Below are 12,728 nucleotides of genomic sequence, written 5' to 3' on the forward strand. Positions count from 1 at the left end.
GGTGGCGCCACGTAGGTCGCCGCCAAAGGGAAGTTTTGACGAAGGATTTGCAATAATGGCGACCGTCGAGAAGATGCCGATGCTGCAGATGGGCTATGACAAGCTCAATGCGCAGCTCCGCGAACTGAAGGCCGAGCGCCCTCTGATCGTGGACGCCATCGAGGAAGCTCGTGCCCACGGCGACCTGTCGGAAAATGCCGAATATCATGCTGCCAAGGAACGGCAGGGCCAGGTCGAAGCGACGATCAACGATCTGGAGGACAAGCTGTCGCGCGCCCAGATCATCGATCCGACCACACTGTCGGGCAACAAGATCGTGTTCGGCGCGACCGTGACCCTGCTGGACGAAGACGACAAGCCGGTCAAATATCAGATCGTGGGTCAGGCCGAGGCGGACGCCAAGGCCGGCATGATCAGCTATAACAGCCCCTTGGGCCGTGCGCTGATCGGCCGCGAGGTTGGCGATGAGGTGGAAGTGTCGGTCCCGTCGGGCGACAAATTCTACCTGGTCGACAAGATCGCGTTCATCTGATCCCGTGAAACTGCCCGCCGGACGCACGACCAACGCGATCGCACTGCTCACGTTGGTCCTTTTCCTGCTGTGTCTGGCGACGGGGCAGATCGACAATGCGGCCTTGCTGGGCGGGTTCATTCCCGCCCGCGTCGGTAATCCCGGCTTGCTGGACGGCATGGCGGCGGTGCCCTGGTGGTTGACGCCGCTCAGTTGCACCTTCGTCCATGCCGGCTGGCTGCATATCGGCTTCAACCTGCTGATGCTGCTTTTCTGCGGGCGGCAGGTCGAACATGTGCTGGGCCGCACCGGCACGCTGATCCTCTATATCGCCGGCGCCTATGCCGCCTGTTTCGCGCAATGGGCGATCACGCCGGAATCGATCAATCCGATGGTGGGGGCGAGCGGCGCCATTTCCGCGATCATCGCCACCTACGCGCTGCTCTATAGTCAGCAACAGGTGCGGCGGATCGGGCCGTTGTCAGCCAATTTTGTGCGGGTGCTGTGGCTGGCAGCCGCATGGATCGCAATCCAGCTGATGATCGGCGTGGCGACGGCGGGGGGATTGGGCGATCTGGGTCAGATCGCGATTGCCGCCCATATCGGCGGCTTCCTGGCAGGGCTGGCCTTGACCCGGCCCTTGTTGCGCTGGCGGTTCCGCAAACGGCCCCAGCCTATCAATTGATCGTTCGATAATGTGTGTTCGGGCGAGACCGGGGCATGATCCGGTCTCGCCCGAAACATGCGATCAGGCTGCCGGCAACTCGGGCTCCAGCAGGCGGTGCAGGTGGACAATCACATAACGCATTTCGGCGTCATCGACGGTGCGCTGTGCTGCGCCGCGCCAGGCCTTTTCGGCCGAGGCATAGTCCGGGAAAACGCCAACCAGGTCGACCTTGCTCAGGTCCTGGAATTCCAGCGTCTGCGGGTTGGTTACGCGGCCGCCCATCACCAGATGCATCTTGCTCATGGCGTTATATGTTCTCCTTTGACTGATCGCGGTGCCTTAGCATCGTCCCTGCGATCCGCCAAGGAAAGCGGCCTGTGTGTCGATTGCGTTTGCGGCAATCGCGATTAGCTTTTCGGCAATCGCGCCTTGATCGCATCACCCAGCGCCTCGACACGGGTGGAGACGAGCGCGACCAGTTCGTCCGCCAGCTTCGATGCCTTGCCGCCAAGATCGGCCGATGCCGCAGCGTCACGGGCCGCAGCAGCGGTGTCGCTGGCGCTTTCCTTCGCGCTCGACAGCGCGTGGCTTGCCGTTTCGCGGGCCTTGCTCAGCACCTCGCCGGCATTGTCCCGCGCGCTCGTGAGCGCCTCACCAGCATTGTGGCGCAGCGAGTCGCTATTCTCGCTCGCGGTGGTGCGGGCGGTGGCGGCGGCTTCCAGCACACGTGCCCCGGCGGTAGCGGCCAGGCCCGGAAGCGCCTTCATCACCTTGCGGCTCTTGGGGAACATCCAGGCGATGACCGCTCCGGCCGCCACCGCGCCGGCGACTGCCACCACCGGATGCTCCTGAATGATCTCGTTGGCGCGGGCGGCGACCCGCTGACCCCGGTCGCGCGCGTCGCCATAGGCTTCGCTCGCCTTGTCCTTGCCGGTCTGGATCAGTTCGCCGGCGCTTTCGCGCGCCTTGCCGGTGCCGTCCTTGATCATGTCGGTCGCGCTGCCGGCGGCATCATTGGCCGCTTCGCGGACGCGGGTCAGTTGGGCGCGGATGTCAGCCATCATCAATCTCCGAAATTTCCGTGTTACGGTTCCTCAGTCGAACGAACAGGCGTCCGAAAAGTGCCGTGAGGGGGCGGCGGAAGAGAAACAGGACGATGCCGGTTGCCGCCGCACCGGTGGCAACCGGCCGCCGGCGCACCTTGGCACCGACATAGGCGACGCCGTTAAGCGCTGTAGCCGTGACCTTCGCCTCTACATCGGCCTTCAGCCGGCCGGGCGCAATCCGCGCCTTGGCATCGGCCAGGCTGAGGAAGGCCTGAGAGCGGAGATGGGCGGCCCGTTCGGTCGCCGCGCGATAGGCGAGTTCACGGCTCATGACTTGATTGCCTTCAGCATATGGCTGATCTGCCCTTTGGCCAGCAGCAGCAGCAGAACTGCGATCAGCACGGACCCGCCAAAGACCGCGAGCGTCGCCCACAGTGGCCCGATCATTGCGGACAACGCGATGACCAACCCGATCAGTAGCGTTACGATCGCGGCGAACAGCAGCATCAGCGCAACAATCGCCAAAATCGCGGCATTGCGCACGCCGGCACCGGCAATGCCGGCGCGCAGCTTTTGCCGCTCGACCTCTGCCTGCGCATAGGCGCGACCGTCGGTGTAGAGCCGGGCGAATGTCGCGCGGACAGACTCCTCGTCGCCCCCGGTCTGCGGTGTCGCCACCGTATCCGCTGGTTCCTGCGTCAATTGCCCCTCCGCCCCGTCAACCGGGGCCTGCGGTTAGCCGTCACGATAATCCTGTCTCGCGTCAATCAGGCGTCGCTGTCGGACGATCCCTTGGCAAGGCGCATCAGCACGAAGCCCACCACAGCCGCCGCGCCGATGGCAACGGCCGGGCTCTTGCGCACGAAATCGCGCGCTTCGGTCATCAACTGGTCAACATCCTTGCTGTCCAGCGTATCTGCGGCACTGGCCACCGATTCCGCGGCCTGACGGGCATAGTCGCCATATTGGGGGCCGAGCTTCGCATCGACCGTCCCGGCGGTGTCGGCGATCAGCTTCGACAGGCTCTGCATCGCCGAACCGGTCTTTTCCTTGGCACTGCTCGCCGCAGACTTTGCAGTCTTGCCGGCCTGTTCCTTGATCGGGTCGATATGCGCCTTCCAGTCGACCGAATTGATCTTGTCGGTTGCTGCCTTGGCGGCCTTTTCGGCCTGCGCCTTGATTGGTGCGATTTGCGCGGACCAGCCGTGGGCGGCGCCATTTTCGGGCTTTGCGGCTGCCTTGCGGGTAGCAGCCTTCTTCACCGGTGCAGCTTTGACGGCCGGGGTGGAAGCCTTGGCCGACGCCGGCTTCGCCTTGGCGGCAACCGCCTTCTTCACGCGCTTGACGGGCGGGGTTTCCGGGGTGTCGGCCATCGTCCAAAGTCTCCCTAAAGCTCAACCTCATGGTCCCGCGCAGGGCGGGCTATCATGATCCTAATGCTTGGCGGCGGCCTACAGTTCCGGCGCCGTTACTATTTTGAGCATCGGCATTTTTTGGTCCGTGGCAAGTCCCTGCATTGCCAAGTTTGAGGCCGCTGGCTAAGCGGGGCCGCGAAAAGGCCGCCCGGCGGTTGTCCGGGCCCAGATCAGGGAGCGATCATGACCGCCATTCTCGATATTCACGCCCGCCAGATTCTCGACAGCCGTGGCAACCCGACCGTCGAAGTCGATGTGATGCTGGAAGATGGCAGCTTCGGCCGCGCCGCCGTGCCCTCGGGCGCGTCGACCGGTGCCTATGAGGCGGTCGAAAAGCGCGACGGCGACAAGAGTAAATATATGGGCAAGGGCGTGCTGGCCGCTGTCGCCGCCGTCAATGACGAGATTGCCGGGCAGCTCATTGGCCTCGACGCCGAGGATCAGGGCGAAGTCGATGCCACGATGATCGCGCTCGACGGCACCGAGAATAAGTCGCGTCTGGGCGCCAACGCAATCCTGGGCGTGTCGCTCGCCACCGCCAAGGCTGCGGCAGATGCGCGCGGCCTGCCGCTCTATCGTTATGTGGGCGGCGTCTCGTCGCACGTCCTGCCTGTGCCGATGATGAACATCATCAACGGCGGCGAGCATGCCGACAACCCGATCGATTTCCAGGAATTCATGATCATGCCGGTCGGTGCGGAAAGCATCGCCGACGCCGTGCGGATCGGATCTGAAATCTTCCACACCCTCAAGAAGGGGCTGCACGACAAGGGGCTCGCTACCTCGGTTGGTGACGAGGGCGGCTTTGCGCCCAACATCGCCTCGACCCGCGATGCGCTCGACTTCATCATGCTGTCGGTCGAAAAGGCCGGGTACAAGCCGGGCGACGACGTCGTGCTGGCGCTCGACTGCGCCGCGACCGAATTCTTCAAGAACGGCAAGTACGAGATTTCGGGCGAAGGCCTGTCGCTGACGCCGGTCGAGATGGCTGACTATCTCGCCGCGCTGGCTGCCGATTATCCGATCAAGTCGATCGAGGACGGCATGAGCGAGGATGATTTCGAGGGCTGGAAGGCGCTGACCGACAAGATCGGCGACAAGGTCCAACTGGTTGGCGACGACCTGTTCGTCACCAACCCGGCCCGCCTGTCGATGGGCATCGGCAAGGGGCTGGCTAACTCGCTGCTGGTGAAGGTCAACCAGATCGGCACGCTGTCCGAAACGCTGGCTGCCGTCGATATGGCGCACCGCGCCCGCTATACGGCGGTGATGTCGCACCGTTCGGGCGAGACCGAGGATTCGACCATCGCTGACCTTGCAGTCGCCACCAATTGCGGCCAGATCAAGACTGGCTCGCTCGCCCGTTCGGACCGGCTTGCCAAGTATAACCAGCTGATCCGCATCGAGGAGGAGCTGGGCGACATGGCGGTCTATGCCGGTCGTTCGATCTTCCGCTGATCCGCGGCTAATTTCCAATTAGAGATTCGGCTGGTCGCATCGGGTATGTTTTTGCTTGCGACCCGCCGAATCCTGTGATTCAAGCAGTCCATGGCGCATATCGCGAAGCTCCGCATGCTATTGATGTCGGCCCTCGGGCCGGCAATCGCGGTGCTGTTGCTGCTGTTCTTTGCCGGTTATGTCGTGCTGGGCTCCAATGGCGTCCTCGCCTGGGGTGATTATTCGCGCCAGCTCCGCGACGCGAAGGCTGAACTGAAGATCGTCCAGTTGCATCGCCAGGAGTTGCGCAACCGGGTCGACCTGCTCAATCCGCGCCGTGTCGATCCCGACCTTTCAGACGAATTGATCCGCCGCCAGCTTGGTGTGATTCACCATGACGAAGTGATCGTTCCGCTGAACTGACCTATGTGCCGACAGTGCGTGCTTTCCATTTGTTCGGCAAAATCAGGCTGCGGCAACATTTTGTTGCCGGTGGTTCGCGACCTGTTTTCGACAGCGTTGTCATCGATTGTCGATTTTGCACTCGGGACATTCATTATGCCGGGATTCCGTGGGGTCCGCCGTTGCAATCTATGCAACTCTGACGCATATCGGGCTTCCTTCCATCCTACCCACGCAAAAGGATAATAGCCTTGGCGAAACCAACCACGCCGCGCGCCGACAGCGCAAAGGCAAAGGCCGCAGTGCCGGCCGGTGCGGACCATAATCGTCCGCGCCCCGAAACGCCCACCGACTACAAGGCCAGCAAGGAAGAGCTGCTGGAATTCTATCGGCAGATGGTTCTGATCCGCCGCTTCGAGGAAAAGGCCGGCCAGCTTTATGGTCTGGGTTTCATCGGCGGCTTCTGCCATCTCTATATCGGCCAGGAAGCGGTAGCGGTCGGCATCCAGTCGGCGCTCAAGCCCGGCAAGGACAGCGTCATCACCGGCTATCGTGATCATGGCCACATGCTCGCTTATGGCATCGATCCCAAGGTGATCATGGCCGAACTGACCGGTCGCGAAGCCGGCATTTCGCGCGGCAAGGGCGGTTCGATGCACATGTTCAGCGTCGAGCATAAATTCTACGGCGGTCACGGCATCGTCGGTGCGCAGGTATCGTTGGGCGCTGGCCTGGCTTTCGGCCACAAATATAATGACGATGGCGGCGTGTGTGTTGCCTATTTCGGCGACGGCGCGGCCAACCAGGGCCAGGTCTACGAATCGTTCAACATGGCCGAGCTGTGGAAGCTCCCGATCATCTTCGTGATTGAGAACAACCAATATGCCATGGGCACCAGCGTCAACCGCGCCTCGTCGGAAGACCAGCTCTATCGCCGCGGTGAGAGCTTCCGCATCCCCGGCATCCAGGTCGACGGCATGGACGTTCTGGCCGTGCGTGGCGCGACCGAGGAAGCGCTCAAGTGGGTCCAGGGCGGCAATGGCCCGATCCTGCTCGAAATGAAGACTTACCGCTATCGTGGTCACTCCATGTCCGATCCAGCCAAATATCGTTCGCGTGACGAGGTTCAGGCGGTGCGTGAGAACAGCGACCCGATCGAGGGCGTGAAGAAATATCTGATCGACGCCGGCGTCAGCGAGGACGAGATCAAGGTCATCGACCAGGATATCCGCAAGATCGTCGCCGAAGCGGCCGATTTCGCCGAAACCTCGCCCGAACCTGAGATGCATGAACTCTATACCGACGTGCTGGTGGAGCAATATTAATGGGTATCGAAATCAAGATGCCGGCGCTCTCGCCGACGATGGAAGAGGGCACGCTGGCCAAGTGGTTGGTGAAGGAAGGCGATGAAGTGAAGTCCGGCGATATCCTCGCCGAGATCGAGACCGACAAGGCCACGATGGAATTCGAAGCCGTCGACGAAGGCAAGATCGGCCAGATCGTCATCGCCGAAGGCACCGAAGGCGTGAAGGTCGGCACCGTCATCGCGACGATGGCGGGCGAGGGCGGCGAGGCTGCTCCGGCACCTGCGCCCAAGGCCGAGGCTCCCAAGGCCGAAGAAGCCCCCAAGAAGGCGGAAAGCGGCACGTCGAAGCTGGCGTCGGAAGCCAAGGCGACCGTGCAGGATCCGGACCTCCCGGCCGGCACCGAGTTCGTCAAGACCACCGTGCGCGAAGCGCTGCGCGACGCCATGGCCGAGGAAATGCGGTCGGACCCGCGCGTCTTCGTGATGGGCGAGGAAGTCGCCGAATATCAGGGCGCCTACAAGGTGACCCAGGGCCTGCTCGACGAATTCGGTCCCAAGCGCGTGATCGATACGCCGATCACCGAATATGGCTTTGCCGGCATCGGTTCGGGCGCGGCCATGGGTGGCCTACGTCCGGTGATCGAGTTCATGACGTTCAACTTCGCCATGCAGGCGATCGACCACATCATCAACTCGGCGGCCAAGACCAACTACATGTCCGGCGGCCAGATGCGCTGCCCGATCGTGTTCCGTGGCCCCAACGGCGCAGCCAGCCGCGTCGGCGCGCAGCACAGCCAGAACTATGGGCCGTGGTATGCCGCCGTCCCCGGCCTGATCGTGATCGCGCCCTATGACGCGGCCGACGCCAAGGGCCTGCTGAAGGCCGCGATCCGCTCGACCGATCCGGTCGTGTTCCTGGAGAATGAACTTCTCTATGGTCGCAGCTTCGACGTGCCCAAGGTCGACGACTATGTCCTGCCGATCGGCAAGGCGCGCATCATGCGTCCGGGCAAGGACGTGACCCTGGTGAGCTACTCGATCGGCGTGGGGCTGGCGCTCGACGCGGCCGAGCAGCTTGCTGCCGAAGGCATCGACGCCGAAGTGATCGACCTGCGCACGCTGCGTCCGCTCGACACCGCGACGGTGCTGGAGAGCCTCAAGAAGACCAACCGCCTGGTGGTGGTGGAAGAAGGCTGGCCGACCTGCTCGATCGCGTCGGAAATCGCCGCCGTCGTGATGGAAAAGGGCTTCGACGATCTCGATGCCCCGGTCTTGCGCGTCACCAACGAGGATGTGCCGCTGCCTTATGCCGCCAACCTCGAAAAGTTGGCGCTGATCGACGCGGCCCGCGTGGTCGAAGCGGCCAAGAAGGTCTGCTACAAGTAAGCACAGAAAAGGGGCGGTCCGGATGGATCGCCCCTTTTTCTATCGGACCTATGGCCGCCGGCTATCAGGAGCAGGCTGCTGTCTGCGTGGCGGACAGGTTGCCGGCATTTTTCATCGCCTGATCGGTCCGTTCGCGCACGTTGAACGCGCTGGTGTAGCGGATGGTCTTTTCGCCGAAGATGCTGTTCGAAATGAGCGGCTGATATTTATAGGCGACTTCGACGAACATCACTGCCGTGCCGTTACCCGCGCTGATTCTTCGGCCGGTTGGTCCCATGCCGTCGACCATGCTGGCATCGGATGCGCCATTGCCTGTGGTTCCATAGGTGGAGGTAAAACTGCCGCTGCCATAGCAGCGCTGCCAGCGGATATATTGGCCTGTGTTGGGCGCATCCTGCTTGTTGGGTTCCAGGTCCGACAGGAAAATCTTTCCATTGGCGGCGAAATTGAGTCCATTGGCGGACAGAGCCGCGCCACTGAATATCTCGTTGATATCGGCCTCGTCGATTGACGCGCGCACGCGCGAGGCATTGTCCGCGACCAGCATGGCGAGCTGGCTGAGCTTCATATGGGTGATGGCCAGATTGGCGACTTCCAGTCCGCCTAGCGTCAACGCCAGCAGGATAGGCAGCGAATAGGCGAACTCGATCAGGGCCAGGCCTGATTGATCCTGCCGCAGCCGGCGCAGAAGGGGGCGCGAAGGCATGCGCATGTCAGGTGCAGACTTTCGTCGGAGTGATCTGGTTCGACCAGGGCTGGTTGCGAAGAATGACCGATGATTTGGCTGTTTGCGTCGCTGGCCAGCCAAGGATTTTCGCCATGGGAAATAGGCGGGGCATGGTGACCGTGACCTGATAATAGACGACGTCGTCGGCACTGCCGAGGCCGGTCGCACCGGCGCTGGTGTCGTAGATGCCGTTGCCGTTGCTGTCTTCGAAACAGTCGCCTGCGTTATAGGTGCCCAATGGCGCGGTGTCGGTCAGGATCTTCTCGGGCTTCCCGATCCGCGAGAAATTATAATAGCTGGTCTTGGTGATATCCACGCTGCCCTTTTTCGACACGATGGGGGTCATGCGCTGATTGATATAGGTGTCGATCTGGGCCGAGGTCATCGTGCCGACCGAGGCTGCGCGGGCAGCCTGGTCCAGGACGCCCTTGGTGACGGCGTTCAGATAGCTTTGATAGCCCAGGTCCGCGATGCCCATGATGATGAGGCAGAGCGGCCCTATGACGAAGCCGAACTCGACCAGCGTCGCGCCGCGGCTGTCAGTCGCAAGGTTGCGGACAGGCAGGAGCCGCGCGATCATTGCGAGAGCCTCAGCCCGCCGATATTCTGGGCAATGGTCGTGAACTGGGTGGTCAATGCGGCCGCGTTGGTGGACACGGCGACATGGTCGGTGCTCGAAGCGCAACTGTTGAGCGTGGCATTGGACGCGCTAGCGAAGACGATCACCCAGATGGTGATACCCCTGCGCTTGGCTGCTTCGCAGGCGATCGAGAACCGCTTGTTCTGGATCGTCACCAGATCATCGGTGCTGGTGCCGGTCGGCGCAAGTCGGCCGTCCAGCCTGTTGATGCCCCAGCCGTCATAATTGCCGTCCGCCGCGGTCATCGCACCGTCCGTCATGAAGATGACGTGTCGCGAAATGGTGAAGCCGTTGGGGGCCGCGCCATTATTGGCGGCGAAAATCCCGTTCGGCGACATCATGCGGGCGCCCCAGACCATTCCGGTGGTATGATTGGTGAAACCCCAGGGTTCCAGCGAGTTCACATAGGCGTTGAACGATGTAGCGCTGGGATCGTTGCTGGGAGCCGCATCGCGCGACGTATATTCCGCCAGCGGTCGGGCTGCGGCCGGGCAGGCTGCCTGATCGCCGCCCCAACTGCTCCAATAAGGGGAGGTGGCAGGCGTCGAGGTGCGATACCAGGATACGTCCGGCCAGAATGGGCGCCAGCGGGTCGCGTTGGAATCGGGGATCAGGTCGATGTTCAGGTCGTTCGCGCCGGTGGGGACGGAACTGGACGAGGTGCTCGAATTGATCGTGTTGATCGTATCCGGCTCCTCAATGCAGCCGCCCCAGGTCGACGTCGTGCCGTCATTATAGGCGGGGTTTGGAATGGCCGTGCCGCGGACATAGTCGGAGACCGTGAGGTTGATCTTGTTGTAGGACCATTTGTCGAGCGACGTGTTGCCGGTACCACCGGTCACATTGCTCGTATGCGTGGTCGTCACTTCCTGGCGAACACATTTCTTGTTGTTATTGCCAGAGGATGGGAATGGCGTGACCCCGTCCCACGAATAGGCGGAATAGGTGATCCTGGTGATCGTGTTGGGATAATTGCCGCTAATCGAGGTGGTGGCTTGCGCCCATGATCTGCAGGTGGCGAGGTCCCCATTGCTGGAATCGCTCTGGGCATTAGTTGGACCATTTGAACCCGTTCGACAGCTATTGCTTCCGCTGCTCTTGTAGCCCCGATAGCAGGTGCTGGTCGAAGCGGGCGTATCATTATAATAGGTCATCTGGCGGCTATTATAGCCCCAGGCGTCGCCAGCGGTTCCGCCGACCAATGCCGTCGTAGGCAGCAGGCGTCCGACATTGACGTTGCTGGCATAGGGCATGAAGCCATAGCGCACCCGCCCGGTATTCGTATTGCCGGGCCCGAGCGTGTCGTAGAAGGCACGGACGGCCTGGCGCAGGGCTGCGATCCGCGTCGTGGTTCCGCCCGCGCCGTCGCTGATATTGCTGCTCATCGATCCGGTGGTGTCCAGCACCAGCATCACATCGGTATTGCCGATGTCGAATTTCGAACTGCACGATACCGACAGGTCGAGATATTGGAAGCCCAATATCCGCATGATAGTGGTCGGGATGCGCGTGTCGGCGGACACCAGCACGGTGGTCGTCAGGCTCGGATCGCTGCGGATGTTCGGCGTGAAGCTGTCCGTCTGGAACGTGTTTTGCGGGAAGTTGAAATTGAAGAATTTCTGCGCTTCCGCAATGTCCGTGGACGTCATGGCCGAGGTCGTCATGGAGCGTCGACCGGCAAGGGCGCCGGCGTCACAGGCTTGCTGCAGACGCGCCTTGGCCATATAGGCGCGGCTCATGTCGACGCCGCCGCCGATCAGCGCTGCAAGCGGAATGACGGCTGCGGCCACCATGGCGAGCGTGTTGCCCGCCTGGTTGCGCCGAAGCCGGCCGAGGAATGTCATCGCGCGCTTGATCTGCTTGCCCATGTTCCGCATTCACCCATGTCGCCCGTTTCCCCCCAGAACTCTGGACAGGGCCATCGTCGGCCATGCAACGGGACTGGTTAGGGTCTCTATGCGAAGTCTGGTTAAAGGATTGATAAGCCATTTTTAGATCGGGATCGAAATGATGGATCGCACGGACGATCTGGCGCCGCTGGCGCGCCTGCTTTCCGGGCATGCCGGGCGCTTTGCCGAGCGGCATCGGGCGCTCTGGGCGCTGGACCAGCGCTTTGCGCAAATTGCGCGAACCACCAGCGATCCGGCGATCGGGCAGATGCGCCTTGCCTGGTGGCTGGGCGTCGTCACGGACGAGGCGGGTGTCAAGGGACAGGGCGAACCGGTGGTCGACTGGCTGCGCGCGATCGGTGCGCTGGACGCACCCGGTATCCCGGCGATGCTCGATGGCTGGGAAGTGCTGGTGGTGGAGCCGGAGATCGACCTCACCGGCCTGCGCGACTATGCCGCCGGGCGCGGCGGCGGGCTGTTCCAGGCATTGGCCGATGTGGCCGAGGCGCCCGACTGGCTGATCGCGGCGGGCAAGGTCTGGGCCTTGTGGGATCTGTCCGCCCATAGTGGCGACGAAGCACTGGCGGACGCCGCCATCGGCCTGGCCCGCGACCTGTTGCCGCAGGTGGGCGATCCAGTGTGGCCCAGGGCGTGGAAGCCGCTGCGCATCGCGTATCTGCTTGCGCGGCACGATGTCGAGCGGGGGCAGCGGGCGTCGGTCGGGCTGACGCGGAGCATGGCCTGGCGGCTGATGCGGATCGCGCTTGTCGGGCGCTAGTCGATCGCGATAGGTTCGCTGCCGTCACAAAGGGGGGAGCGGGCGATGGGACGGTTGCTGGCAGGTGGCATGGGGGCGTTGCTGTTGGTCGCGGCGGGCCTGTTCTGGTGGCAGGGGCGTGCAAGCAATGAGCCGCCGCCCAAGGCGCTGCTCGCGCCACCGCCGCCACCCGCAAATGAAGCCCTGCCCGAGGGCGACCCCGATGCGGTCGGGGAGGCGCCGCCGATGCCGGGCGAGGCCAGCCCGCAGAGCCGCGAGGAAAAGCGCTTTGCCCGTTATGACCGCAATCGCGACGGCATCATCAGCCGGATCGAGATGCTGGGCAGCCGCACCGCCGCGTTCAAACAGCTCGATACGAACAGGGACAATCTCCTGTCTTTCGAGGAATGGGCAGTGGCGACGGCGGATCGCTTCACCGGGGCCGATGCGGACAAGGACGGCAAGCTGACCCCGGCCGAATTCGCCACCACCGCGCCGAAGCGGGCGGCGAGACCACGCTGCAAATGCTGAGCCTGTCCGGGACG

16 protein-coding genes are annotated in these 12,728 nt (G+C 62.8%); 8 read left to right on the top strand and 8 right to left on the bottom strand.

Translation table 11 applies throughout. The annotated features are described in order from the left end of the window. The first annotated feature begins 55 nt into the window (after window positions 1–55). Together greA and GGQ90_RS02640 are read left to right on the top strand one after the other, a co-directional pair. A complete protein-coding gene (gene greA, locus GGQ90_RS02635) occupies window positions 56–532 on the top strand; it encodes a transcription elongation factor GreA (protein WP_188080695.1) in 477 nt (158 codons plus the stop codon). A gap of 4 nt (window positions 533–536) precedes the next feature. Next, on the top strand, window positions 537–1,196 hold the full coding sequence (locus GGQ90_RS02640) for a rhomboid family intramembrane serine protease (RefSeq protein WP_188080696.1): 660 nt from the start codon (window positions 537–539) through the stop codon (window positions 1,194–1,196). A gap of 63 nt (window positions 1,197–1,259) precedes the next feature. Here GGQ90_RS02640 and GGQ90_RS02645 read toward each other — a convergent pair whose 3' ends face one another. The 5 genes from GGQ90_RS02645 to GGQ90_RS02665 all read right to left on the bottom strand — a co-directional run bounded on the left by GGQ90_RS02645 (window position 1,260) and on the right by GGQ90_RS02665 (window position 3,597). Further along, on the bottom strand, window positions 1,260–1,481 hold the full coding sequence (locus tag GGQ90_RS02645) for a DUF4170 domain-containing protein (RefSeq protein WP_004211788.1): 222 nt from the start codon (window positions 1,479–1,481) through the stop codon (window positions 1,260–1,262). Window positions 1,482–1,585: 104 nt separating this feature from the next. Further along, window positions 1,586–2,239, bottom strand: a complete 654-nt coding sequence (locus tag GGQ90_RS02650) for a hypothetical protein (RefSeq protein WP_188080697.1) — start codon at window positions 2,237–2,239, stop codon at window positions 1,586–1,588. Beyond that, window positions 2,232–2,555, bottom strand: coding sequence for a hypothetical protein (locus GGQ90_RS02655; protein ID WP_188080698.1), 324 nt, complete (start codon window positions 2,553–2,555; stop codon window positions 2,232–2,234). The genes GGQ90_RS02650 and GGQ90_RS02655 overlap by 8 nt, the downstream gene beginning before the upstream one ends. Beyond that, window positions 2,552–2,926 (bottom strand): phage holin family protein, encoded by a 375-nt coding sequence (locus GGQ90_RS02660; RefSeq protein WP_188080699.1) that lies wholly within the window; start codon window positions 2,924–2,926, stop codon window positions 2,552–2,554. The genes GGQ90_RS02655 and GGQ90_RS02660 overlap by 4 nt, the downstream gene beginning before the upstream one ends. Before the next feature lie 65 nt (window positions 2,927–2,991). Further along, a complete protein-coding gene (locus GGQ90_RS02665) occupies window positions 2,992–3,597 on the bottom strand; it encodes a hypothetical protein (RefSeq protein WP_188080700.1) in 606 nt (201 codons plus the stop codon). A 225-nt stretch (window positions 3,598–3,822) separates the two neighbouring features. Between GGQ90_RS02665 and eno the strand changes: the two genes are divergently transcribed. The 4 genes from eno (at window position 3,823) to GGQ90_RS02685 (ending at window position 8,170) form a co-directional block, all read left to right on the top strand. Further along, window positions 3,823–5,097: a phosphopyruvate hydratase gene (gene eno / locus GGQ90_RS02670; protein ID WP_188080701.1), complete on the top strand. Its 1,275-nt coding sequence runs from the start codon at window positions 3,823–3,825 to the stop codon at window positions 5,095–5,097. 90 nt (window positions 5,098–5,187) lie between these two features. Further along, window positions 5,188–5,499, top strand: a complete 312-nt coding sequence (locus GGQ90_RS02675) for an FtsB family cell division protein (RefSeq protein ID WP_004211795.1) — start codon at window positions 5,188–5,190, stop codon at window positions 5,497–5,499. A 230-nt stretch (window positions 5,500–5,729) separates the two neighbouring features. Further along, window positions 5,730–6,803 (top strand): pyruvate dehydrogenase (acetyl-transferring) E1 component subunit alpha, encoded by a 1,074-nt coding sequence (gene pdhA / locus GGQ90_RS02680; protein ID WP_188080702.1) that lies wholly within the window; start codon window positions 5,730–5,732, stop codon window positions 6,801–6,803. After that, window positions 6,803–8,170 (top strand): pyruvate dehydrogenase complex E1 component subunit beta, encoded by a 1,368-nt coding sequence (locus GGQ90_RS02685; RefSeq protein WP_004211797.1) that lies wholly within the window; start codon window positions 6,803–6,805, stop codon window positions 8,168–8,170. Before pdhA ends, GGQ90_RS02685 begins: the two co-directional genes overlap by 1 nt. Window positions 8,171–8,234: 64 nt before the next feature. Here GGQ90_RS02685 and GGQ90_RS02690 read toward each other — a convergent pair whose 3' ends face one another. The 3 genes from GGQ90_RS02690 to GGQ90_RS02700 are packed head-to-tail and all read right to left on the bottom strand — an operon-like array spanning window position 8,235 to window position 11,405. Continuing rightward, on the bottom strand, window positions 8,235–8,882 hold the full coding sequence (locus GGQ90_RS02690; protein ID WP_188080703.1) for a TadE/TadG family type IV pilus assembly protein: 648 nt from the start codon (window positions 8,880–8,882) through the stop codon (window positions 8,235–8,237). A 1-nt stretch (window position 8,883) separates the two neighbouring features. Then, the gene (locus tag GGQ90_RS02695; RefSeq protein WP_188080704.1) at window positions 8,884–9,477 is read right to left on the bottom strand and encodes a TadE/TadG family type IV pilus assembly protein; all 594 of its coding nucleotides are present in this window, start codon (window positions 9,475–9,477) and stop codon (window positions 8,884–8,886) included. After that, the gene (locus GGQ90_RS02700; protein ID WP_188080873.1) at window positions 9,474–11,405 is read right to left on the bottom strand and encodes a TadE/TadG family type IV pilus assembly protein; all 1,932 of its coding nucleotides are present in this window, start codon (window positions 11,403–11,405) and stop codon (window positions 9,474–9,476) included. Before GGQ90_RS02700 ends, GGQ90_RS02695 begins: the two co-directional genes overlap by 4 nt. 139 nt (window positions 11,406–11,544) lie before the next feature. On the opposite strand from GGQ90_RS02700, the gene GGQ90_RS02705 reads away from it, so the two are divergent. Together GGQ90_RS02705 and GGQ90_RS02710 are read left to right on the top strand one after the other, a co-directional pair. Beyond that, window positions 11,545–12,204: a hypothetical protein gene (locus GGQ90_RS02705; protein WP_188080705.1), complete on the top strand. Its 660-nt coding sequence runs from the start codon at window positions 11,545–11,547 to the stop codon at window positions 12,202–12,204. Window positions 12,205–12,249: 45 nt separating this feature from the next. Then, window positions 12,250–12,714, top strand: coding sequence for an EF-hand domain-containing protein (locus GGQ90_RS02710; RefSeq protein ID WP_188080706.1), 465 nt, complete (start codon window positions 12,250–12,252; stop codon window positions 12,712–12,714). Window positions 12,715–12,728 lie beyond the last annotated feature (14 nt).

The organism is Sphingobium scionense (assembly GCF_014197035.1).
Lineage (GTDB): Bacteria > Pseudomonadota > Alphaproteobacteria > Sphingomonadales > Sphingomonadaceae > Sphingobium > Sphingobium scionense.

Excerpts from the sequence above, each read along its gene's own strand:
- greA (WP_188080695.1), top strand. The coding sequence starts at position 56 with ATGGCGACCGTCGAGAAGATGCCGATGCTGCAGATGGGCTATGACAAG.
- GGQ90_RS02645 (WP_004211788.1), bottom strand. The coding sequence starts at position 1,481 with ATGAGCAAGATGCATCTGGTGATGGGCGGCCGCGTAACCAACCCGCAG.
- GGQ90_RS02690 (WP_188080703.1), bottom strand. The coding sequence starts at position 8,882 with ATGCGCATGCCTTCGCGCCCCCTTCTGCGCCGGCTGCGGCAGGATCAA.
- GGQ90_RS02700 (WP_188080873.1), bottom strand. The coding sequence starts at position 11,405 with ATGGGCAAGCAGATCAAGCGCGCGATGACATTCCTCGGCCGGCTTCGG.
- GGQ90_RS02685 (WP_004211797.1), top strand. The coding sequence starts at position 6,803 with ATGGGTATCGAAATCAAGATGCCGGCGCTCTCGCCGACGATGGAAGAG.
- GGQ90_RS02695 (WP_188080704.1), bottom strand. The coding sequence starts at position 9,477 with ATGATCGCGCGGCTCCTGCCTGTCCGCAACCTTGCGACTGACAGCCGC.
- GGQ90_RS02650 (WP_188080697.1), bottom strand. The coding sequence starts at position 2,239 with ATGGCTGACATCCGCGCCCAACTGACCCGCGTCCGCGAAGCGGCCAAT.
- GGQ90_RS02705 (WP_188080705.1), top strand. The coding sequence starts at position 11,545 with ATGATGGATCGCACGGACGATCTGGCGCCGCTGGCGCGCCTGCTTTCC.
- GGQ90_RS02710 (WP_188080706.1), top strand. The coding sequence starts at position 12,250 with ATGGGACGGTTGCTGGCAGGTGGCATGGGGGCGTTGCTGTTGGTCGCG.
- GGQ90_RS02675 (WP_004211795.1), top strand. The coding sequence starts at position 5,188 with ATGGCGCATATCGCGAAGCTCCGCATGCTATTGATGTCGGCCCTCGGG.
- GGQ90_RS02655 (WP_188080698.1), bottom strand. The coding sequence starts at position 2,555 with ATGAGCCGTGAACTCGCCTATCGCGCGGCGACCGAACGGGCCGCCCAT.
- eno (WP_188080701.1), top strand. The coding sequence starts at position 3,823 with ATGACCGCCATTCTCGATATTCACGCCCGCCAGATTCTCGACAGCCGT.
- GGQ90_RS02665 (WP_188080700.1), bottom strand. The coding sequence starts at position 3,597 with ATGGCCGACACCCCGGAAACCCCGCCCGTCAAGCGCGTGAAGAAGGCG.